At 68.9% G+C, this 20,867-nt stretch carries 21 protein-coding genes and 7 pseudogenes; 14 read left to right on the forward strand and 14 right to left on the reverse strand.

Going from position 1 to position 20,867, the window contains the following annotated elements; translation table 11 throughout:
- Nucleotides 1-62: 62 nt before the first annotated feature.
- The gene (locus tag SL103_RS17560; protein ID WP_069569957.1) at nucleotides 63-638 is read left to right on the forward strand and encodes a hypothetical protein; all 576 of its coding nucleotides are present in this window, start codon (nucleotides 63-65) and stop codon (nucleotides 636-638) included.
- Here the strand turns inward: SL103_RS17560 and SL103_RS39550 are convergent.
- Nucleotides 635-772, reverse strand: coding sequence for a DUF6233 domain-containing protein (locus SL103_RS39550; RefSeq protein WP_432215401.1), 138 nt, complete (start codon nucleotides 770-772; stop codon nucleotides 635-637). The genes SL103_RS17560 and SL103_RS39550 overlap by 4 nt on opposite strands.
- On the opposite strand from SL103_RS39550, the gene SL103_RS17565 reads away from it, so the two are divergent.
- The 3 genes and pseudogenes from SL103_RS17565 to SL103_RS36895 all read left to right on the forward strand — a co-directional run.
- A complete protein-coding gene (locus SL103_RS17565; RefSeq protein ID WP_244303942.1) occupies nucleotides 738-1,112 on the forward strand; it encodes a hypothetical protein in 375 nt (124 codons plus the stop codon). The two genes, SL103_RS39550 and SL103_RS17565, sit on opposite strands and share 35 nt — an antisense overlap.
- Before the next feature lie 366 nt (nucleotides 1,113-1,478).
- Complete coding sequence (locus SL103_RS17570) at nucleotides 1,479-4,184, forward strand: glycosyl hydrolase (protein WP_069569958.1); 2,706 nt, start codon at nucleotides 1,479-1,481, stop codon at nucleotides 4,182-4,184.
- An 83-nt stretch (nucleotides 4,185-4,267) separates the two neighbouring features.
- Nucleotides 4,268-4,398: pseudogene (locus SL103_RS36895) on the forward strand (IS21-like element helper ATPase IstB); the annotation flags it as partial.
- 162 nt (nucleotides 4,399-4,560) lie between these two features.
- On the opposite strand, the gene SL103_RS17575 reads toward SL103_RS36895, so the two are convergent.
- Complete coding sequence (locus SL103_RS17575; RefSeq protein ID WP_069569959.1) at nucleotides 4,561-6,012, reverse strand: amidase; 1,452 nt, start codon at nucleotides 6,010-6,012, stop codon at nucleotides 4,561-4,563.
- 119 nt (nucleotides 6,013-6,131) lie between these two features.
- Here SL103_RS17575 and SL103_RS17580 point away from each other — a divergent pair, with 119 nt between their 5' ends.
- Nucleotides 6,132-6,749 (forward strand): TetR/AcrR family transcriptional regulator, encoded by a 618-nt coding sequence (locus SL103_RS17580; protein WP_069569960.1) that lies wholly within the window; start codon nucleotides 6,132-6,134, stop codon nucleotides 6,747-6,749.
- A 488-nt stretch (nucleotides 6,750-7,237) separates the two neighbouring features.
- On the opposite strand, the gene SL103_RS17585 is transcribed toward SL103_RS17580, so the two are convergent.
- From SL103_RS17585 to SL103_RS17590, 4 genes and pseudogenes are all read right to left on the reverse strand, one after another.
- Nucleotides 7,238-7,738 (reverse strand): hypothetical protein, encoded by a 501-nt coding sequence (locus SL103_RS17585; protein WP_069569961.1) that lies wholly within the window; start codon nucleotides 7,736-7,738, stop codon nucleotides 7,238-7,240.
- 259 nt (nucleotides 7,739-7,997) lie between these two features.
- Nucleotides 7,998-8,156 (reverse strand): annotated as a pseudogene (locus SL103_RS36070) (peptidase inhibitor family I36 protein); the annotation flags it as partial.
- A gap of 65 nt (nucleotides 8,157-8,221) precedes the next feature.
- Nucleotides 8,222-8,427, reverse strand: a pseudogene (locus SL103_RS38350) (transposase); the annotation flags it as partial.
- Between the two features lie 56 nt (nucleotides 8,428-8,483).
- On the reverse strand, nucleotides 8,484-9,227 hold the full coding sequence (locus SL103_RS17590; RefSeq protein WP_069569962.1) for a helix-turn-helix domain-containing protein: 744 nt from the start codon (nucleotides 9,225-9,227) through the stop codon (nucleotides 8,484-8,486).
- 348 nt (nucleotides 9,228-9,575) lie between these two features.
- On the opposite strand from SL103_RS17590, the gene SL103_RS17595 reads away from it, so the two are divergent.
- Complete coding sequence (locus SL103_RS17595) at nucleotides 9,576-10,649, forward strand: hypothetical protein (protein WP_208869889.1); 1,074 nt, start codon at nucleotides 9,576-9,578, stop codon at nucleotides 10,647-10,649.
- On the opposite strand, the gene SL103_RS36075 is transcribed toward SL103_RS17595, so the two are convergent.
- Nucleotides 10,632-11,402, reverse strand: coding sequence for an IS5 family transposase (locus tag SL103_RS36075; RefSeq protein ID WP_347877850.1), 771 nt, complete (start codon nucleotides 11,400-11,402; stop codon nucleotides 10,632-10,634). The two genes, SL103_RS17595 and SL103_RS36075, sit on opposite strands and share 18 nt — an antisense overlap.
- Before the next feature lie 53 nt (nucleotides 11,403-11,455).
- Here SL103_RS36075 and SL103_RS36080 point away from each other — a divergent pair.
- Nucleotides 11,456-11,710: pseudogene (locus SL103_RS36080) on the forward strand (IS5/IS1182 family transposase); the annotation flags it as partial.
- A 123-nt stretch (nucleotides 11,711-11,833) separates the two neighbouring features.
- On the forward strand, nucleotides 11,834-12,340 hold the full coding sequence (locus SL103_RS17600) for a DUF6624 domain-containing protein (RefSeq protein WP_069569964.1): 507 nt from the start codon (nucleotides 11,834-11,836) through the stop codon (nucleotides 12,338-12,340).
- Nucleotides 12,341-12,453: 113 nt separating this feature from the next.
- On the opposite strand, the gene SL103_RS37890 is transcribed toward SL103_RS17600, so the two are convergent.
- Nucleotides 12,454-12,693, reverse strand: coding sequence for a hypothetical protein (locus SL103_RS37890; RefSeq protein ID WP_164492829.1), 240 nt, complete (start codon nucleotides 12,691-12,693; stop codon nucleotides 12,454-12,456).
- Nucleotides 12,694-12,976: 283 nt separating this feature from the next.
- Between SL103_RS37890 and SL103_RS17605 the strand changes: the two genes are divergently transcribed.
- Nucleotides 12,977-13,411 carry a DUF6228 family protein gene (locus tag SL103_RS17605; protein ID WP_069569965.1) on the forward strand — a complete coding sequence of 145 codons (435 nt, stop codon included), beginning with the start codon at nucleotides 12,977-12,979 and terminating at the stop codon, nucleotides 13,409-13,411.
- A gap of 38 nt (nucleotides 13,412-13,449) precedes the next feature.
- Here the strand turns inward: SL103_RS17605 and SL103_RS36085 are convergent.
- Nucleotides 13,450-13,554, reverse strand: a pseudogene (locus SL103_RS36085) (IS21-like element helper ATPase IstB); the annotation flags it as partial.
- 224 nt (nucleotides 13,555-13,778) lie between these two features.
- Here SL103_RS36085 and SL103_RS39555 point away from each other — a divergent pair.
- The 4 genes and pseudogenes from SL103_RS39555 to SL103_RS17625 form a co-directional block, all read left to right on the forward strand.
- Nucleotides 13,779-13,865: pseudogene (locus SL103_RS39555) on the forward strand (IS21-like element helper ATPase IstB); the annotation flags it as partial.
- A 249-nt stretch (nucleotides 13,866-14,114) separates the two neighbouring features.
- On the forward strand, nucleotides 14,115-14,786 hold the full coding sequence (locus SL103_RS17615; RefSeq protein ID WP_069569967.1) for a DedA family protein: 672 nt from the start codon (nucleotides 14,115-14,117) through the stop codon (nucleotides 14,784-14,786).
- Between the two features lie 98 nt (nucleotides 14,787-14,884).
- Nucleotides 14,885-15,868 carry a sensor histidine kinase gene (locus tag SL103_RS17620; protein WP_244303943.1) on the forward strand — a complete coding sequence of 328 codons (984 nt, stop codon included), beginning with the start codon at nucleotides 14,885-14,887 and terminating at the stop codon, nucleotides 15,866-15,868.
- Complete coding sequence (locus SL103_RS17625) at nucleotides 15,859-16,503, forward strand: response regulator transcription factor (RefSeq protein WP_069569969.1); 645 nt, start codon at nucleotides 15,859-15,861, stop codon at nucleotides 16,501-16,503. Before SL103_RS17620 ends, SL103_RS17625 begins: the two co-directional genes overlap by 10 nt.
- 270 nt (nucleotides 16,504-16,773) lie before the next feature.
- Here the strand turns inward: SL103_RS17625 and SL103_RS39560 are convergent.
- From SL103_RS39560 to SL103_RS38355, 3 genes and pseudogenes are all read right to left on the reverse strand, one after another.
- Nucleotides 16,774-16,836, reverse strand: a pseudogene (locus tag SL103_RS39560) (hypothetical protein); the annotation flags it as partial.
- A gap of 132 nt (nucleotides 16,837-16,968) precedes the next feature.
- Nucleotides 16,969-17,733, reverse strand: a complete 765-nt coding sequence (locus tag SL103_RS17630) for a hypothetical protein (RefSeq protein WP_069569970.1) — start codon at nucleotides 17,731-17,733, stop codon at nucleotides 16,969-16,971.
- 85 nt (nucleotides 17,734-17,818) lie between these two features.
- Nucleotides 17,819-17,974, reverse strand: coding sequence for a hypothetical protein (locus SL103_RS38355; protein ID WP_208869890.1), 156 nt, complete (start codon nucleotides 17,972-17,974; stop codon nucleotides 17,819-17,821).
- A gap of 224 nt (nucleotides 17,975-18,198) precedes the next feature.
- Between SL103_RS38355 and SL103_RS39565 the strand changes: the two genes are divergently transcribed.
- The gene (locus SL103_RS39565; protein ID WP_164492728.1) at nucleotides 18,199-18,630 is read left to right on the forward strand and encodes a hypothetical protein; all 432 of its coding nucleotides are present in this window, start codon (nucleotides 18,199-18,201) and stop codon (nucleotides 18,628-18,630) included.
- A gap of 258 nt (nucleotides 18,631-18,888) precedes the next feature.
- Here the strand turns inward: SL103_RS39565 and SL103_RS38765 are convergent, their stop codons facing one another.
- Together SL103_RS38765 and SL103_RS17655 are read right to left on the reverse strand one after the other, a co-directional pair.
- The gene (locus SL103_RS38765; protein WP_347877851.1) at nucleotides 18,889-19,911 is read right to left on the reverse strand and encodes a VOC family protein; all 1,023 of its coding nucleotides are present in this window, start codon (nucleotides 19,909-19,911) and stop codon (nucleotides 18,889-18,891) included.
- 5 nt (nucleotides 19,912-19,916) lie between these two features.
- Nucleotides 19,917-20,810 (reverse strand): ketopantoate reductase family protein, encoded by an 894-nt coding sequence (locus tag SL103_RS17655; protein ID WP_069569973.1) that lies wholly within the window; start codon nucleotides 20,808-20,810, stop codon nucleotides 19,917-19,919.
- Nucleotides 20,811-20,867 lie beyond the last annotated feature (57 nt).

Consider the following 20,867-nt stretch of genomic DNA (forward strand, 5'->3'; position numbering starts at 1 on the left):
GCGTACCACTGAGGTACGGGGAGAGGGGACTCTCGGTGAAGTTAAAGGTGAGATCGGCACTGATGGCCGGCCTGCTGGCGGCTGCGGCAGTGGCGGGAACGACGGGTACCGCCCAAGCGAACACCTACCAGTACAACGTGATGCTCCAGGACTACGCCACCGGCTACTGCCTGGACTCCAACGGCGGCGATGTCTACATCAATCCGTGCCAGCCTGGTAATCCGTGGCAGCGGTGGGACGTCGTGTCCTACGACAGCAACGTCGGTGGCTACTATGACCGGGTGCAGATCGTCCATCGCAAGGAGGGCAACTGCCTGCGAGTGCAGTGGTCGCATTCCGCCTCGTCTCCCAGTGGCTGGTTCGCAACCCGCGCGGCCGGGTGCGATTCGAGCGACTACCACGACCAGTGGAACATGACCTGGGTCGGTAACAGCTCCGGCAACCCTCGCAACAGTTGGCAGTTCGCCAACTACCAGGCAGACTACAACCTCAACGAGGTGCTCTGCCTCGATCGCGGGCAGGACGGACACTGGAATCAGCTGCTGTGGGACCAAGGCCACCCGCAGGGCGCCCCGGTCGCCAAGACCACCTGCTACAACCACACCAACCGGTACCAGATGTGGAACATGGTCCATTAGGCCACGTCAAGACCCACCTCGGTGTCCGGCCGGCAGAAATCGCAGGGTGCGATGTTCGGGTCGGCGGGCGCGGCTTGCGCTTCGTCGGCCCGGGAGCCGGTGCGAACAGCACCCCGTCGCCCTGCCCATCGCAGCGCCCGTCAACCCGACGACGGCCTCCAGCGCGAGCGCAGCGGAGGCCGTCGTCGTTCTCAGCGGTATCCCCGGACGGCTGAGCTGTTCACCGAACTCTCCGACGCCAGTCCCGAGTTCCGCGAGCCCTGGGCCGAGCACCGCCTCAAGGACAAGACCCACGGCCGCTATGTGTACCGGCACCCGGTCGTCGGCGAACTGGACCTGGGCTTCGAGACGCTACGCCTCCCCGACGATCCGGACCAGGCCCTTATCGCCCACACCGTGGAGGAAGACTCCCCCTCCCACACCGCCCTGCGCCTCCTGGCGGGCTGGGCCCACGAAACCCTGCCCACGGGCTGACCGGGGCCGTGCCGCGGATCCGACGCCGGACGCCTGCACCGGCCCGGACAACGCACAAGGCCCAGGTCCCCGACCGGGGCCTCAACTCTGGAGCGCGCGACGGGAATCGAACCCGCGCTCCGAGCTTGGGAATCAGGGGGCTTGCCGGACTCGCTCGGGGTGCCGAGAGCCGGTCGCGCCTGATCTCCGGCATCACCGTCGATAGCCTCAAATAGAGGTGATTAACAGGAAGTTCGGTTCTATGCGGGCCGCAAGCGTAAACTCCCCACCATTTTTCCTGCGGCCCCCTTCGCAGTGCTGTCGCGAACACGCCAAGATCTCCTCCGCGTCGGGCCGCCCCCATAGCCGGCGCAGGGAGGAGAGGGCATGCTGCCCCAATGGCATCGTCGGCGGTTCATCACCTGCACCGTCGTAGCCGCCGCATTTGGGCTGGTCAGTAGCCAGTCGTTCGCGGCATCAGGTGACTCCGGACCCCGGCCCTGGAACGCACGCCACCAGGCCGATATCGGCCGCCAGCACATCAAGGCGGTGCACCACCACGGCGGACGATCCGCCGTCGCCGCCCCCGGAAGCGGGGACGACGGCTCCGACGAGGCGGAGAACTCGGCCGAAGCCACTGCCCAGTTCACGGAGGCGCGCACGGCTCCCGGCGTGGTCGCGCCCGGTGCCTACGGGGCGGCCTGGCAGCAGCTCCAGTCCATGCGGCACACGCACGGCGACTGGGACCACGTCACCAAGGAGGCGTACAACGCCGACGACCCGCGCTACCGCGATGTGAACTCCAACTCCAGCGGCGGTGCCGGGAAGGTGACCGGCCGGATCACCGGGATCGCCGCCGACGACCAGGGCTATGTGTACGCGGGCGGTGCCAACGGCGGCGTCTTCCGGTCGAAGACCGGCGGTGGGCACTGGGAACCGATCGCCGACAAGCTGCCGTCCCTGTCGACGGGCACCCTCGCCCTGGACGGCAAGAAGCGGCTCTGGTACGCCACCGGCGAGTCGAACACCGGGGCAACGTCCTTCGTGGGCACGGGCGTCTACGTCCTGGGCGACCCGCGGCACGGGCAGTTCCGGCCCGGCGGCCGGGTGGGCGGCGCCGAGCTGGAGAGCACCGTCATCCATGCGCTGCGGTTCGCGGGCGCCAAGGTCTGGGCGGCGACCAGCCGCGGCGTCTGGTCGCACCCCACCACCACCCTGTCCGGGCCGTGGAAGCTGGAGTTCGCCCCCAACCCGGACTATCTACCGGGCGGTTCGAAAGCGGACGACCCGAGCGCGCCGTACAAGAACATCGCCAACGACATCGCCGTCGACCCGAAGGATCCGTCCAAGGTCCTGCTCGCCGTCGGCTGGCGCGGTGGCGATACCTACAACGGGCTGTACACCAAGCAGGACGATGGGAACTGGAAGCCGGTCAGCGGGCTCGGTGACCTGCCGACCGGCCATGACGACGTGGGCAATATGACGTTCGGTGCCGCTGCCGATGGCTCGCGGCTGTACGCCATCGACCAGTCGCCGGCGCAGACCGCCGACAACCCGGACAGCGGCCTCAAGGGCGTGTACGTGTCGAAGAACGGCTCGCCGTTCGGACCGTGGACGCAGATCGCCGACTACACCAAGCTCAAGGCATCGGGATCCGCGCTCCAGAGTGCCGGCTACCAGCCAGGCATCCAGTCCTGGTACAACCAGTTCCTCCAGGTCGACCCGGCCAACGCCGACCATGTCTACCTCGGTCTGGAGGAAGTCTTCGAGACCAAGAACGACGGTACGAGCTGGTTCACGCCGGGCCCGTACTGGAACTTCCCCTTTCCCTGCTGGAGCATCGACCCGGCCAAACAGACCGGCGACTGCTCGCAGACCACCCACTCCGACCAGCACGCGGTCGCGATCGGCAGCTACAAAGGCAAGACCTGGGCGTACGTCGGCAATGACGGCGGCATCTACCGTCGCCCGCTGAACGGCAGGGTTGACTCGGGCGGCCATGCCACGGACTGGCAGTCCCTGAACGACGGCACCCTCGACACCCTTCAGTACTACTCGGTGGGCGTCGGCAAGGACCTCACCCACGGTGGCGTCTCGGTGACCGGTGGCTTGCAGGACAACGGCCAGTCGATCCTGCGCGGCCGGGACAGGGTCATGGGTTCCAACTTCGGCGGCGACGGCGCCGACACGATCACCGATCCCGCCAACGGCTGCAATATCGCGGCGGAGTACGTCTACCTCGACATGTGGGTCACCCAGAACTGCGGGGAGAACGACGGTTCGTGGGCCACGGACCCGTCCAAGGCCACCGAGTACGAGGTCGCGCCGCCGGACAAGGACCTGGGCGGTGCGGGTGCCCGCTTCATCGCCCCGATCACCGCCGACGCCGAGGACAGCAACACCTGGGTGGCCGGTGGCCGGCATGTGTGGGTGCAGACCAAGGGCTTCGCGATCCGCTCCGGTGCGGAGTGGAAGAACGCGTACGACCTCGGTGACGGGCATGTGGCCACTGCCGTGGCGTCCTCGGGCGGCACGGTGTACGTCGGCTGGTGCGGACCCTGCAACAACCAGGGCTTCACCCGGGGCATCGCGGTCGGCCCCGCTGGGGGTACCTCCCGGACGGAGTCTGGGGGAGGCACCGGCTGGCACCAGCTCAGCCTTCCGGCCGACGTCACCCTCCCCAACCGCTACATCTCCGGCTTCGAGGTCGACCCGGCCAACGCCCAGCACGTCTACGTGGCGGTCAACGGCTTCTCCCGCAAGTGGACCGAAGGCCCCGGCGCCGGCGTCGGCCACCTCTTCGAGTCGAAGAACGGCGGCGCCGACTGGACGGACATCTCCGCGAACCTGCCCGATGTTCCCGCCAATACCGTCAAGCTGCTCCCGAACGGCGGCCTCGCCCTCGGCACCGACCTGGCCACCTTCTACCGACCCGCCGGTGCCACCAAGTGGCAGGTACTGGGACGCAACCTGCCCACCGCGGCTGTGCTGCAGCTGCGCCTCGGCCCGGACAGCAGGCTGTACGCCGCCACCCACGGGCGCGGCATATGGTCCTTCGACATACGGCGCCTCAAGGCCACCCGTAACGACTGACCGCGACGGATCCCGGTCACACGGCGGCCGGTGCGCACCCCACCTGCGGGAGGCGCACCGGTCGTCCCGCGCCCGGCTCACCAAGGCCGCTCAGTCCAACCATCGCCCGCTACGGCCGCGTCGATCGTTTCTGCATCGACGAACTCGCCTCCATGGAACTCGACCGCCACGGCGCCAACTCCTCTTCCAGGTCCTGACCGAGCATGAGCCGAAGGGCCCGCCAAGACCGGCTGACCTCGCTCGGCGGACTCCGGCCGACTGGCCGGAGTTGGGTGGGGTGGGGAGCGGCAGGGGAATGCTCCAGCTGCCGGAGGGGTCTGCCAAGACCTGCCGACGAGAGCGTGGAACGCCCCCGGCGACCGGGGCAACGGCGGGTTCAGGCGTAGGGGAGCGCGCCCGCCCGGACGGGGGGAGTGCGTCGCGCCCAGGGAGCGGCCCGCTCCAGTTGCCCGGCGAGGCGGAACAGCACGTCTTCGCGCCCGTAGCCGGCGGCGAACTGGAGGCCGATGGGCATGCCGGTGGCCGGATCGGCCGCCAGGGGCACCGACATGGCGGGGGTGCCGGCGACGTTGAAGACGGCGGTGAACGGCGACCTGTGGAACAGGTGCTCCAGCCAGCCCAGGCCGTCGGCCCCCTTCGCTCCGTGGTGGTAGGTGCCGAGGGGCACGGGAAGTTCGGGAAGGGTGGGTGTCAGCAGGACGTCGTGACGCGTGAAATGTGCGCCGATCGAGCGGGCGACCCGGTTGCGCACCTCCAGGGCCCGTACGAAGTCCGCGCCGCTCACCCGGCGTCCCCACGCGTAGCTCGCCAGCATCTCGAGCTCGACGGTCGTCTCGTCCACGGGGCGGCCGAACGCCTCGGCGAAGCCGTCGATCCAGGTCACCAGGTTCGCCGTCCACAGCCGGGCGTTGGCGAGGACGAATTCCTCCCAGCTCACCCCGAGGTGCACACCGGTGGGTTCGACCCGGTGGCCGAGCGACTCCAGCAGGTGGGCCGCGGCCAGGGCGGCTTCGTGCACGGCCGGTTCCACGGCGCGTCCGTTCCAGGGGGTGGTGAGCAGTCCGACGCGCAGCCGCCCGGGGTCGCGGGTGCTCTCCTCGGCGTATGGGCGCCGGGGAGGTGCCGCGAAGTAGGGGTCGCCGTTTTCGGGGCCCTGGATCAGGTCGAGGAGGGTGGCGCTGTCGCGCACGGTCCGGCTGAGGGCGCCGTGTACAGCCAGGCCGTTGAAGACCTCGTCGGCGTCCGGGCCCATGGAGACACGGCCGCGGGTGGGCTTGAGACCGAACAGCCCCGTACTGGCGGCGGGGACGCGGATCGAGCCGGCCGCGTCGGTGGCGTGCGCGAGGGGCGTGATGCCGGCGGCGACGGCCGCGGCCGACCCGCCGCTTGAGCCCCCCGGCGTCCTGGTGAGGTCCCACGGATTCCGGGTCGCTCCGTGGAGGACCGGCTCCGTGGTGGTGCTGTAGGCGAATTCGGGGGACGCCGTACGGCCCAGCGTCACCAGGCCGGCCCTCCTGAACCGTCGCATGAGGAAGGAGTCGGCTGCCGCCACGTTGCCGGCGGCGAGTCGGCTGCCCAGTTCGACGCGCTTGCCCTTCATGGCCACGGCCAGATCCTTGATGAGGAACGGGACGCCGGCGAGCGGGGTGCTGCCCGGGTCCGGGGCGTCCTCGGCGGGCCAGTTCTCCACGACGGCGTTGAGGTGGGGATTGACCTCGGATATCGCCTCCTGGGCGGCGGAGGCGAGCTCCGTGGCGGTGACGTCTCCTCGTGCCACGAGCCGGGCCAGCCCCACGGCGTCGTACTGGGTGTACTCGTGCAGCTTCACGCTCGGCCTCGCAGTGGTCCGATCGGTCCCGCATGATACCGATCGGTATCGTTCGGGGTTGATCGGTAACGTAGCATGGGCGGAGAGCAGTCGGCGACGGTGACCGAAGTGAGGCGGAGATGGCGAGCAGCCCCCCAAGGCCCGGGCGGGACACGAGAGTTGCCCGGCTGCCCCCGCGCGAGCGCATCCTTGATGCGGCCGAGGAGCTCTTCCTGCGCGAGGGCATCAGGGCCGTCGGGGTCCAGGCCATCGCCGAGCGGGCGAAGACCACGAAGATGGCTCTGTACCGGCACTTCGACACCAAGGACGCCCTGATCGAGGAGTGGCTGCGCATCGTCGCGGCGGGCTACTCGTCCGCCTTCGACCGGACGGAGAGCGAGCACCCCGGCGACGGCCGGGCGCAGGTCCTCGCCGTGACGCGCTTCTTCGTCGAGGGGCTGCCGGATGTCGCGGAGCGGGGCTGTCCCTTCGTCAACTCCGTCGCCGGCCTGCCCGACCGGGAGCACCCGGCTCGTCGGCTGATCGAGGACCACAAGGCCACCCAGCGTCGCCGGCTCACGGACATGTGCGAGAGGGCCGGTGTGCGGGATCCCGACGAGGCCGCCGCCGAGATCACCTTCCTCATGGAGGGCGCCCAGATCAGTGCCCAGAACGGGAGCGTCGACCGCGCGGGGGAGCGGCTGCTCGCCGCGGTCAAGGCCGTCCTGGAGAGGGGAAGAGCGGACGGGGAACGCTGACCCGGCGCCTGGCGCTGGTGGCCACGGTGTCGACGGCGGCGCCCTTGCGCGAGTCGAGGACCGTGCCGGTGGCGGCCCTGCGGTGGTGGTGATGACCCGGCCCGAGTGCTGGACGACATCGACGGACAGCGTGCTGCGGGAGCAGCACCCGGGCGCGCCCCGACACGTGACCGCGCCCGGGCTCCGACGAAGGCTCGCGCGCGCAATCCTTGAGGAGGCGTCCCATGGACGACGGTACGAACCCCGAGCGCGTGCCATCGAAAAATGTGAAAGTCGGCTGGCTTTCCTGCCGGAAGTCCCTGCGTGAGGGCGGAAACGGGGCGAGGACGCCTACGTGCCCTTGTACGCCGACCGCGGCTAGGACCACGAGATCTAACGGAACCAGGTCCGCCGGTTCCAGATCGCCCACCTGATGCCCACCATGTCTCGCTCCTTTCTCCCCGCGTCATGCGGACGGGCCGGAGCCCAGCGCGCGCCGCGGAGTCCCGTCACAGGTAGGTGATGTCCCAGTGACTGCTCTCGCGGGCATAGATGTTGCCGGCAGAGGACCGGTACATCGGTGCGCCGTCGCCGCGCTTGCCGATGTAACGGAATTCGCGCTTGATGTACGTGGTGACACAGCTGGTCGGAGTGATGTCGACCTTGTAGCCGTTCCAGTGGCTGTACCGGCCGGAGGCGTGGCCGGTCTCGGTACCACCGGTGATGGTGACCGCGCAGTGACTGGCCCGCTTGAAGGTGATGATCCCGCTGACGGTGCCGGAGTTGATCCGGGAGAACGAGGTGCACCGCCGGTTGTTACGGTCCGAACAGTGGCCGCTGGAGCTCCAGCTGAGACCTGCCGCCCGCAGCCGGCCGGCGGCTTGTGCCTGCGTCAACTTCGTACCGCTGGCGGACGCGGCGTCCGCGGTGAGGAGCGGTGCGACCACCGCGATCGCGGTGACGGCAGCGGCAGCGAGGCCGCTCCGGGCGGTCAGACGTGTGGACATCATGGGCGTGATTCCCTTCGTGACAAACGGTGTGGCCGATCTGGGGAAGAGCATGGCGATGCCGCCGGTGGACGCCCAGCCCCGCCGCCGGGCCGGGGACCCTGTGGGACGGCCCAGGCCCTGACGTGCTGGGACGCAGTAACCGCTGAGGTCTGTCTGGGACGTCACGCAATGCTTGCGCAGGGCACGGCGACAGGGACTGCCACCGTGCCCTGGAGAGCCGGAGCGGCCGAGGAGTGGGGGAGCCAGCCCGCCGACCGCCCTACTGCGGTCGGAACGAGCGAATCTGGTAACTGCCCTGTAGGTTGCCACCCGCGCCGGACGGCGTGGGCCCCACACGCGCGTGGTAATTGGTCTGCGTGTAGTACTGCACACGGTGCCTGGTGCTGTTCCACACGGAACGCACATTGATGCCACGCTGACGGCCGGCCAACGGCCGACGAGGCCCTTACCCTGCTGCGCGACGGCGGGGCGGCTCGGGTCTCTTTACTGATCGTTTCGGAATGCGATGCGTAGTCGTCTCAAGCAGATGAGCGGCAGGCGAGTTCGAGGCGTCCTCGGTGGAGGCCGGCGCGTATCTCGTAGCGGATCCGCAGGCGTTTGAACTGGTGGAGCCAGGCGAAGGTGCGCTCCACCGCTCACCGCGTCTTGCCGAGTCTGGAGCCGTGCGGGGTGCCGCGGCGGGTGATCTTCAGGCTCCGAGCTTCTCGAATGTCGGGTCGATCGCCAGGCCGAGTGAGGCCGCGTACTACTCCGCGTGGCTCGTCAGCATGTATGCGTCGCCCCTTTCACCAACCATGTCAAGCCAGTGCTTTTCAGCGGAGCGTATGAGGTCATCGCCGAGGCGTTCGAGGAATCGGCCTGCCAGGGCGAGCCGGGAACCGGCAGCGGTCCCGGCTCCGAAGAGCTCGGCGCCACGCAGCGCGGTGGCGGCGAACCGCTGGTTGGCGGCGACGCCGGCCGCGACGGTCCGCAAGCCCGCCTTGTCGTCGAGGAAATATCGGTGGCGGCGGCCACCGGCATCGCGACCGCGGCGGATCAGTTCCTGCCGTTCCAGCAGGCGGACCGCGTGCGAGATGGTCGCCGCGCTGACTTGCAGGTGCTGCGCCATCTCGATGGCGGTGCGACTGCCGGTCTCGGAGGCGAACAGGCAGGCCATCACGCGGGCGGCGGTGCGCGGGAGGCCGGTTTCGACAAGTGCTGTGGCGAGGTCGGTGACCAACGCGGCCGTTGCGTCGGGGGCGGGGCCGAGATGCTCGATGGTCCGCTGCACCGGGGAGGGGGGCTGCGGCCGGCGCTGGGCTCGGTGGGTGGTCGCGAGCTGTGCCAGTTCCGCGCGGTACCGGGCAGGTCCGCCGTTGCGCGCGACCTCGCGGCTCACCGTCGAGGCGGGACGGTTCAGGCGTCTGGCGATGTCGGCGTAGCTCAGGTGCTGCGCCAACCCCGCGGCGATCTGTTGCCGGTCGGCTCTGGTCAGCCTGCGTCCTGGCATCGGGTCGGTTCCTCTACTTCGGTCGTCTCGGCACACAGTGTGTGCACTCGTCGCCGCTCGTTGCAACACCCTCTCTTTCGCTGTGCATTGACCATCACTGTCATTGCAACCGCCAGTTGCGTAGCTGACCAGCGCAAATAGCGCGGTCCCGAGGAGATCGCCGTTGACTGGCATTTCGACTCGTACCTAACGTTCGGCTCCGATCGCCGAACACACGTGTCAGGTGGTCTCTTAGGGAGAAGTGAGGTGGCAGCGCGGCCAAGGTCGCCGTCGAGCTGATCTCCAGACACACCTCGGGTCGTCCATGCGATCCGTCCGCCGAACCGACCCCCACCGACGCCCGGTGAGATGCAGCAACAGATATCGATCGATTGTCAGGAGCATCCCATGCGAGCCAAAGGCATCACCTACGACACCGGCTTCACTCCGGGCGGAAAGAGTTCGCGGCACGTCTTCGACACCGACGCGGTGCGACGCGAGATCCGCGTCATCGCAGAAGACCTGCACTGCGATGCCGTGCGGATCACCGGCGGCGACCCGGGACGACTGGCCCTTGCCGCCCGGCACGCCGCCGATGCCGGGCTTGAGGTCTGGTTCTCCCCATTCCCTTGCGAAGTGTCCGCCGAAGAGCTGCTGCCCTACTTCGCCACCTGTGCCGACCGCGCCCAGGAGGTGGGAGCGGACGTCTTCGTCACCGGCTGCGAGCTGAGCCTGTTTGCCGCCGACTTTCTCCCCGGAGACGACTGCTTCGCCAGAATCGAAACCCTGGCCAGCGGCGCCCCCGAGGCATTGGCCGTGCTCGCCGAGATTCCTGCCCGGCTGAATTCCTTGCTGGCCAGCATCGCAGAGACGGTGCGATCACGATTCCGCGGAAAGATCACCTACGCCTCCGGAACGTGGGAACAGGTCGATTGGGCGCCCTTCGACATCGTCAGTGCGGACGCCTACGGCGATTCCAGTGACGCCTTCCGCCAGGGCCTGCGCGAGTATTTCCGGCACGGCAAGCCGCTCGCAGCGACCGAATTCGGCTGCTGCACCTACCGGGGCGCAGCCGAGCGCGGCGGCTTGGGCTGGGTAGATGTCGTCGATCACGACGCCGATCCGCCCCGCATCAACGGCGATTACGTCCGCGACGAGGAAGAGCAGGCCCACTACCTGCGCGAGATGCTCGCCGTCTTCGACGAGGAAGGTGTGGACACCGCCTTCTGGTTCACCTTCGCCGGCTACGAGTACCCACATCACGCCGACCCGCGCTTCGACCTCGACATGGCCTCCTACGGGGTATGCAAGCTGATGTCCGACGGCAGCCTCGCACCCAAGCGCTCCTTCCACGCCATGGCCAAGGCATACCGATCAGCAACGTCAGCGTTGCCTGTCCAGGGTGAGGACGGCCCTACTGATGTTTCAGAATGCCGTGCGTAGTCGTCTCGAGCAGATGAGGCTGCAGCCAAGTTCGAGGAGTCCTTGGTGGAGGTCGGCGCGTATCTCGTAGCGGATCCGCAGGCGTTTGAATTGGTGTAGCCAGGCGAAGGTGCGCTCTACCACCCAACGGGTCTTGCCCAGGCCAGAGCCGTGCGGAGTGCCGCGGCGGGTGATCTTCGGTGTGATGCCCCGTTTGGCGATAAGGTGCCTGTACTTGTCGAAGTCGTAACCGGGATCGGCGAACAGCCTCTGTGGCCGGTGCCGTGGCCGGCCTCGCAGTCCCCTAATACGGGGGATGGCATCCAGCAGCGGAATCGACTGGGTGACGTCGTGTCGGTTACCGCCGGCCAGCGCCACGGCGAGCGGTGTGCCGTGCCGGTCGACGATCAGATGGTGCTTGCTGCCTGGCCTGCCCCGACCGACCGGCGAAGGCCCGGTGTGAGCCCCCTTTGAGAGCTCTGACATGCGAGCCGTCCACTGCCGCGTCGTCCATCTCCAGTAGACCGGACCTGCGGAGTTCAACCAGCAACGTCTCGTGCAGGCGGGGCCACACGCCGCCTCGGTCCAGTCCCGCAGACGGCGCCAGCAGGTCACCCTGCTGCAGCCGATCCGCTCGGCCGGGACGTCCCGCCAGCTCACCCCCTTGCGCAGCACGTAGACGATGCCGGCCAAGGCAACGCGGTCGTCCACCTGCCGGGGAAGCGGCGTCGCCGCGGCGGACGGGCCGGGAGCAGCGGGACTATCCGCTCCCACAGATCATCAGGAACAAGATCGTCAGACACCCGCAGACCCTGCCCGATGCCTGCTACCTGCGCAGACGGCAGCTCAGGCACATTATCCCCGAGCCGAAGAACCAGCGGGCCAACCGCCAACGCCGCGGCCGCAAGGGCGGACGGCCCACCGGTTTCGACAAGACGATCTACAAGCGAGGAACGAAGTCGAGCGGACGATCAACGCCCTCAAGAAATCCCGCGCCGTGGCCACGAGGTTCAAACAAGCGCGCCTACGTCTTCCAGGGCACCGTGATCGTCGCAGCGATCCGCCTCTGGCTTCGGGGGTAGATCCATTATCCCCGCGCGGGGACGTGCCTGTCACCGTTCTCCGGAATGATCTTTACGCCCGTTTCGCGCCCCTAGGCTTGCCGCCAACGAACACAACGCACTGATCTGACCTGGGAGTTGAGAGTGGCGCACGACGTTGCCGCGCTGGCCGTGGAACTCACGGACATGGCCGCGACGGATCACCAGTCCGCAGTCCGCGCGAACAGCGACGACCCTGCCGAGCAGCTGGCCTGGCGCCGGCTGACCGCACAGCACGGTGACCGGCTCGGCGAGATCATGGACGAGTATGGCTGGCCGACGGAGGAACTGGTCGGCGAGGAGGCCGCGCGGGCAGCGTGGCTGATCGCCCAGCACGCTGACCGGCAGATCGAAATTCAGCGACGCGCCCTGAAGCTGATGCAGCAGGCGGTCTCGGCAGGCTCGGCCAGCCCACGCGAGCTGGCCTTCTTGCGCGACCGCACGCTGGTCAATGAGGGCCGCAAGCAGATCTACGGCACTCAGATCGCCGGCGTGAAGGACGGGGCACCGCTTCCCTGGCCCTGTGAAGAGCCCGAGCGCGTGGACGAACTCCGCGCAGAAGTCGGCATTGAGCCCTTCGACGAGTACGTTGCCAAGTTCGCAATGGCCTGACGCCCCGTTGCCATCCGCATTCGGCGGATCCCTGCCCACGGTTCACCTGCCGTAGGTAATGCTCCGCCGGACAGGCCCGCACCACGGTTCCGTTTGTGTTCCCCGAGGCCGAGCTACTCGCGTCGTTCGTCGGGCACCGCCGGGAGCGGCTGGCGGGTGCGGGCGAGGTGTCCGCGGTGGCGGCGGCGGTCGCGCCACCACTCCAGCCGGTCCTTGGAGTTCTGCGGTGGGGCCGCCTGCAGCACAAGGGCGGCGGCGCCGGGCAGGGAGGCGATCACCAGGGGCGCCGGCGAGGGCGAGGGCTGCGGGCGGCGCGGAGGTGGCAGCGCCGGCTCCGAGCAGGGGCAGCGCACAGTGGCGGTCGTACACGGGCAGGCCGACCCGCCGAAGGGGCCCGCTGCGCGCCGTACCTCTCTCTACGTACAGGTTCGACTGATGACGCGCGCTGCACCCCGGGCCCGCGGGTGCCGAAGAAGGACAGGTTGGCTGCGTAGGTCAGAACGAAGAGCGCTTGTCGGTGGGAGCTGGGAACAGTTGGTTGCTGCTGGGCCTCCGAATGTTGATGAGAATTAGCAGCGGTCCCAGGCCACGGAAACGTGATGTCGTCAACGTGTTGACGTCCGTATCCTTCAGCGGGTGAGTCTGATCGAAGTGGGTCCCGGGCAGGTCGAGCTCGTCGTGCGGGGGCCGGGGACGCTGGCGACCTCTGTCCGGTTGTTCGACTGGTCGCGTGCGGATGAGTACGAGACCGTCTTCGCGGTGGAGGCCGTTGCTGATGGTGTGCGTGCACGGCTGGAGAACGTGACCATCACCGTCTGGGATGACATGAGCGAGTTCTTCGACGGCCTCGCCCGAGACTTCCGTGGCTGGGAGGGGGAACGGGTCTGGATCAACAACCACCTGGTCGTGACGGCGACCTTCGGCTCGGGTGGTCATGTGTATTTGGACTGGACACTTCGGTCCGGCTTCTTTCCCGGTGACTGGAAGTGCACGGTGACGACCGTGATCGAAGCCGGTGAAGGGATGACGGCTGTAGCTGCGGACCTGCGGGAATTTCTGCGCCAGGGGTAGGTCGCCCACGTCTCCCTGCAGCCACTCCCGCGTCCGGTTCAGCCGACGGCTTGCTGCTCAGCGCGGGCGCGGGTGGTGGCGAGACGGTAGGAGTCGGTGCCGGTCTCGATGATGTTGCCGCCGAAGGTGAGGCGGTCGACGATGGTTCGATGCCGTAGTGGGAGCGGAAGGCGGTCCAGCCTCCGTGGCGCGGTCAGGTCCGCCTTAAGGATGGCGTCGATCACCGGCTTGTAGGGGTCGGTCGACGGCGGTGGTGGCGGCCTGCTCGGTGAGTCCTCGCTGGCGGGGAAGGGTCACGGCGTTCTCCTCTTTCACGGGGTGGGGTGGTCGGGTCGGCGGAGCCGCAGGAGCTGGTCGTAGGGGGCAAGCCGGCTACCGAGTCAATTACGTCCTGGCGACCAAGCTGGTCAACGAGCTGGTCGAAGCTGCTGACGAGAAGCAGCTGACCAAGACCACCGGGGCTGTTTCCGCAGGTGCGAGACAGACGGCCACGCGCCGCGTGAGGGCTGGCGGAAAGGGCGGCGGCCGAGCAGCCGCTGCTGGCGCCACACCACCTATGAAACACGTCCTGCAGCGGAGCTTTCATCGACCTACGTGGTGGGGTAGAGCCAGCAGGGCATCGCCGATGACTGCGGAAAACCACAGTACGATCGGGCGGTCGACCGCATGGTGCGCCTCGCGGCCGCTTCCTAGCCTGAACCACATGATCGCAACCTCAAGCTTCGCGCCATTCCTCGCCGCCTCCGCCGAGCCCGCCGGCGGCATCGCCGGATGGGCCGTCGACGTCATGGACGCACTCGGAGCCGCCGGTACCGGGCTGACCAACCTCGTCGACACGGTACTGCCGTTCATCCCCAGTGAGATCGTCCTCCCCGTGGCCGGATTCGCCGCCGGACAGGGGCGGTTGAGCCTGGCGGCCGTCATTGTCTGGACCACAGTCGGTTCCGTCGTCGGATCCTGGATCGTGTATGCCACGGGCGCTCTCCTGGGTCGCGAACGGACCCGCGCGCTCGCCGCCCGCATCCCCTTCGTCCGCCCGCACGAGATCGATCGTGCCGAGGCGTGGTTCGCCCGACGCGGCCGCGCCGCCGTGCTGCTCGCCCGCATGGTGCCGGTGGTGCGCAGTCTCATCTCCCTCCCGGCCGGGATCCAGCGCATGCCGATCACTGCCTTCACCGCCCTGACCGCCCTCGGCAGCCTGATCTGGAACACCGCGTTCGTCCTGTTGGGATACTGGCTCGGCGACAACTGGCGGCTGGTGGAGGAGTACGGGGGATGGGTGTCAAAGGCGGTCATGGCGGTGGCGGTTCTGGCCGTCGCCCGGTGGTTCGCGGTGCGGCTGCGTCGCCGCCCGGGTGCTCGGCACCGGGTATGAGGCCCGCGCTCGCCGCGGCCGGTATCGCCCTTGGCGCGGTCTCAGCGCTCGTCGCGCCCGCAGTCCTCGCCGCGGCAGGCTTGGCACGCTCCCCCGGATTGCCGGTCCGCCTGGCCGAGCTGGAACAGCGGCGCGTGGCCGCCCTGCTCAGCGGGGGCGCGGCGTCCCCGGAGGGTATCGAACCGCGCCGGGCCGTTTCCTACCTTTGGTGCCGCATCCCTGTGGGCCTGCTCGGCGGCGGGGCGCTGTTCCTGCTGGCGGCGGGCGGCTGGACGGTCGCCTCCGGGCTGTCGCACTGGCTGGCCGGGCACGATGTCGACGGCATGGCTCCCTCCTGGCCGGTCGCCGGGTATCTCCTCACCGCCGGTCTGCTGCTGCTCTTCCTCGACTTGGCCGGCCTGGCCGCCGTCGCCGAACTGGAGCGGTGGCTGATCTGCCGTTTCCTCAGCCCCGACGAGATGACCCGGATGCGCCGCCGGATCGACGAACTCGCCGCCTCGCGCTCGGGGATCGTCGAGGCCGTGGACGCCGAACGGCGCCGCATCGAGCGCGACCTGCACGACGGGCTGCAGCAGCGGCTGATCGTGGTGGCGATGCTGCTCGGACGGGCACGCCGCAAGAACTCCGAGGAGCTGTTCCGGCAGGCACAGACCGAGGCTGAGCAGGCGTTGGAGGAGCTGCGGCAGGTGGCGTGGCGCGTGTATCCCGCATCGCTGGACCAGCTGGGGTTGCGCGAGGCGCTGGCCGTGGACGCCGAACGCTCGCCCATCCCCGTGCACATCAGCGGCGACCTGACGCAACGGCCGACCCCTGCCATCGAAACGGCCGCCTATTTCGCAGTGCGCGAGGCCCTCACCAATTCGGCCAAGCACGCCGGGGCTACCCGGATCGAGGTGGCGATGAGCCAGGACACCGACGTGGTGAGGGTGTCGGTGCGCGACGACGGGCGTGGCGGCGCCGATCCCGCCGGGCCGGGCCTGGCCGGCCTGGCACGCCGCATCGCCGCGCTGGACGGGCGTCTGACCGTGGACAGCCCGCTGGGCGGCCCCACGCAGGTGGTTGCGGAGCTGCCATGCGGTTGATGATCGCTGAAGACTCCGCGCTGCTACGCGCTGGCCTGGTCCGCCTGCTGGTCGACGAAGGGCACAAGGTAACTGCCGCGGTGGGGGACGCGGACGCGCTGCTGGCCGCAGTGGCCGCCGGGCCCCCGGACGTCATCGTCGTGGACGTACGCATGCCGCCAAGCCACACCGACGAGGGGCTGCGGGCCGCGCTGCGACTTCGGTCCGAGCACCCGCAAGTGGGAGTGCTGGTGCTGTCGCAGTATGTCGAGCCGCGGTACGCCGCAGAACTGCTGGCGGCCGACACCCGGGGCGTGGGATATCTGCTGAAGGACAGGGTCGGAAGGGTCGAGGAGTTCCTGTCCGCGCTGGAGCGGGTACACGGCGGCGGCACGGTGTTCGATCCGGAGGTGGTGCGCCGCCTTCTGGCGCGCACACGCCACACCGACGATCTCGATCTGCTGACAGACCGTGAGCGAATCGTGTTGACACTCATGGCCCAGGGTTGCACCAACGCAGCCATCGCACAGCAACTGTTCATCTCCAGGAGCGCGGTGGAGAAACACACCAACGCGGTGTTCGACAAACTGCGGCTGCCGCGGGACGACAGTACTAACCGCAGGGTGCTGGCGGTGCTGCGGTTCCTGGGAGGCTGACCGGCGCTCTTCGAGCGTGGCGTGCACATGCGGGTGGTCGGGCTCAGGCGGAGCGGCGGTAGTAGGTGAGGGAGCCTTGACCGGGGCGTCGTTCGAACCGTTGGTGAGGGTGCGGATGATGGCGATGTCCTGGCCGCCCGGGTAGCGGACGCAGAAGCTGCGGCCGGCGCGCAAGGTGGTGAAGGGGAGGACGGAGGCGGGCTGGGTGTCGATGCCCTTGATGCAGTCGGTGCGGGTGACGGGGCCGGCCGGCGGTGCCTCGAAGACGCCAGCGTCACGCCACTGCCGGAAGCGGTTGTGCACAGTGGACCAGGCGCCGAACTCCTTCGGCATCTCCCGCCACTACGAAGTTCTGCGGAAAGTGGTACCGGGAGTTGGGACGTCAGCGCTGGTCAGCACCTCACGGCAATCGTCGTGTTCACGTCTTGTCCGACGGGGCCGCAAGAGACCGTACGACGGGTGCGCTCACCGGCCAACTGCCGCTTCGGGGCCGTCGGCCGTACCCGGACCGCGGGCAGCCGAGACTCTGTGAGCGGCGCGCAGGACAACCCCCATGGCGACCGTGAGCTCGCCGAGAATCACCAGCGCGATCTCGCTCACCATGGCGAGAATCGCGAAGAACCGGTACGTCCCTTTGGCCTCTGCGAAGTCGGGCTCGACCAGACCACCAGGGTCCCAGGCCACCTGGACCGTGGCACCGACGTGGTCGGATTTGCCGCAGTTAAGGGTTCCGGGCGCCTCGGTCACAGAGTGATAGCGGATGACGCATTCGTACGAGGTGGTCTTCCCCTGGTGCTCGATCACCCGCGTGACCTCGCCTGACCGTACCGCGCCCCGTGTCTCCAGTACGAACCCCTGCGAGGCAAACGAGGCCAGCACCGCGGCGGCAACCGCCGGGACAGCCAGCAGCGTCATCATCAGCCGGCTCAGCGCCGGGTGGGGCAGCAGCGGGGGCACCGTCACGATCAGCCAGATGCCGCCGGCCAGCCCCAGGGCAAGCGAGGGCACGAACATCCAGCGGAGCGAACTCGCCGCCCCACTGACCAGGATGAGCAGCGCGGCGGCCGGAATCAGCAGCGCGACCTGTCGTGGACCTGCCGGGCGCCGGAGCCCACGCGTCCGGCCGGTGTGCGGCGGGCGCTCTACCGGCCCCTCGCGCTGGTGCCGCCCCGCCGGCACCAGCCGCAGGCCGTTGGCCGCCGGTTCCCCCTGATGCTGTTCCATCATCACGCTCTTCTCCGCCGCCCAGCCGACATCAACTTCAGGCGCTGACCAAGCCGCCGCCGTTATTTTCCGCCCGGCGGCCCCGGGGCCCTCACTCCCGCCAGCACCGTGCGTCTTCAGGGAAGCCCTTGACGATGACTGCGAGGGTCTCAGCGACGGACAGCAGGGCCTCGTACGTCTCGCGCCCATGTGTCCAGCCGATCATGCGGTTTCCTTCGAGGCGCCAGCCCAGTCGGGCATCGTGCATGCGCCGTTCCATGGCGTACGTACTGATGAGAGCGGCGAAGTCGGGGTCGGAGGCACAGTAATGGACCAGGTGGGTGCCGAGGTCGGGCAAGTCGCTTGCGGGTCCCGTGAGGCGGTTGAGCGGGGGACGTTTTTCCACTCGATGGGACGCGGTCAGTCGGCGGCTGGTCACGGCAGTGGCCGGGAGCGTGCGGGGAATTTGGAGTACGGCCACGCAGTAGGTCCATGCGACATTTGCCTTGGCACCGCGCTGCTGATCTCGGCCCCGTCCGCCGCGGTCTGGCCACCCGCGCTGCCCACGCCCTCCGTGGCCATCCTGCCGAGCAGGTTCTTGCCCTCCAGTCCCGCCGCTATGGCCTTGCCGGGAGCCCAGGCTTCCTCGGCGGCATGGGCTCACGTATTCGTCAACCAACTGCCTACTTTCTCCCCGAGCCGGCCCGCGCTTTCCGCGATTCCCGCGCCCACGAACCCGGCCACGGCTGCATCCTGGAAATCCTGGCCCCAGGTGATCTTCTGCCCGGTGACTACGCGGCCCTCCGCAACCTGTTCCATCGCATGCTCGGCCAACTTCACCACTGCCTGGCCAGTCGCCAGAAGTTCGATGAGGCGATCGCGTTCGCCCCGCCGAAACCGGCACCACTCGCCGCAGCTTCTTGACCCGATAACTGCATGGGGCGTCTTATCGGCACGGACCCGGTCGGGCTCGGTGCGGGGCCGGCCCGGGCCGATGCGGGGCACCCGGTGCCCTTCAATACAGGCTGGAACTTCGGGCTGTCGTGCCTCTGGCCGGCGGTGACGAGCAGGGACAGAGGCTTCTGGCCCTGCTCGACCGTGAGGTGCAGCTTGGTGGCCAGTCCGCCGCGCGAGCGTCCGAGGCTGTGGTCGTCGGGCTCAGCGTCGACGCCCCCAGGAGGCTCACGAGTTCGATTCGACCGCCGGACGAGGGTTGTAGGTGCTGATCTCGATGAGGTTGCCGTCCGGGTCGCGCAGGTAGGTACTGGTGATGGGTCCTTGGGCGCCGGTTCGCGGCACGGGGCCTTCCAGCACGGGCACTCCGCAGGCGGTCAGATGGGCCAGGATCTGTTCCTGCGGGATGTCGGCGACCAGGCACAGGTCTGCGCTGCCAGGGGTGGGGTGCGTGGCGTGCGGGAGGAGTTCGCTGCCTGCCTGATGGAGGTTGATCTTGCTGGTGCCGAAGGTCAGTGCGCGGCGTCCCTCCCCGAAGGTGACCGGCGGTATGCCCAGGACGCGTTCGTAGAAGTCGACGGTCCGTTCGATGTCGGCGACGGTCAGCACCAGGTGGTCCAGGCCGGTGATCCGGATCCTCGGCCCCGGTTCGAGGGAATACCGGCCCAACTGCCGTTCGCAGGCGTCCCATGCCGGGGCGGAGAGCAGGTCCCGTGAGCGGGTGAACAGCCCGTGCAGGGTGGGGCCGTGGCGCTCGGCGAGGTCGGGATTGTGCGCGAGCACGTCGAGTTCGTTGGCCGCGGTGATCTCGACGAAGGCGCGCACGTCCGGCGGCGATGGGGTGTGCTCACGGCCGGTGAAGCGGTCGCGGAAGACCGCCGGTCGCCCGCTCGCCAACCGGGGATACACGACTACGCGGTCACAGCTGGCGTAGAGGTGGACCAGCGCCTCGGCCTGTTCGCCGATCAGCCCGGCGAGAAGCGCGCGCTCGTCGGTGCCCATCAGGGCGTGGTCGTACCCGTCGGTTCCGTACATCGCGTGACACAGTCCGGCAGCCTGCAGGTCCGGACCGGCGCCCCACTCCGCCAGCAGGCGTGCGACGCGGTTCAGGTGGTCCAGGAGCGTACCGCCGGGATGCTTTGTCTCGCCGGCGCCTCGGGCGCGCAGGAGGGCCTGTACAGCGGGCCAGACCGCCGCAGGGTCACGGTCGCTTCCTGGTGAGCCGCCGTCGGATGGGATGGATCGCCGCATCGGGTTCAGACCCCCGGGGTCGTCAGGCGTGCCACTTCTGCCACCAGTCGGGCCGTGACCGGGGTCTCGACGTGGTGGGCGACGCCGGCACGGAGGACCGCTCCGCCGATGGCATCGACTTCGAGGGGGCGTCCGGCCTCGGCGTCACGCTGCATGGAGGACTTCATGGTGTCCGGGACGCGGTCGAAGAAGGAGAGCACGGTCTCGGTCGTCACCGGTGCGCCGGCGGCCTGGGCCACGGCGGTGATCTCGTCGAGCACGGTGAGCAGTTCCGGTCGCCGGTCGCTGCGGATGGTTCCGACGTCCGCGCGGTGTCGGGTGGTCAGCAGGGCGAGTGGGGCGAGGAAGGCGAGCTTGTCCCAGAGCATCGTCGTCTCGTCGCTTCGCAGGGTCACGCCGAGACCGGCGTGCCGCAGTTGCTCCGCGAACTCGCCGAGCGGTGCGGCCAGTTCGAGGTTGGCAAAGGGGCTGGTGTGGTTGATGCGTCCTGGTGCGGTGCGCGTGGCTTCGACCCTGATCGTGCCGGCGGCGACCTCGGCCGCGGGGTAGCGCTCGCGCAGCAGGCGGAGGTGGTCGAGGCCGTTGAGCAACGGGATCACAACCGCGTTGCCGAGGGCGGGGGCCGGGACGCGGTCGAGTGCCTCGTCCAGGGAGGTCTGCTTGACCGTCACGAAGACGGCGTCCACCGCCTCTCGCAACCGTGTGTCCGCCTCGACCGCTGCGGTGAAGTCCCCGTACTGGGCGCTCTCGACGCGCAGGCCGCCCTGGCTCAGTGCGGCGGCAGTCGCCTCGCCGGCCAGGCAGATGACGCGGTGCCCGTCACGGGCGAGGAGCGCACCGATCAGGCCTCCGACACCACCCGGTCCGAGGACGGCCACCGTCAGCGGGGTTGTGTTCATCTGAGCTCCTGTCGTCCTTGGGAGACCCGTTCAGCCGAGCGGAGGGCCGACGGGAGC

The sequence above is a fragment of the Streptomyces lydicus genome (assembly GCF_001729485.1).
Lineage (GTDB): Bacteria > Actinomycetota > Actinomycetes > Streptomycetales > Streptomycetaceae > Streptomyces > Streptomyces lydicus_D.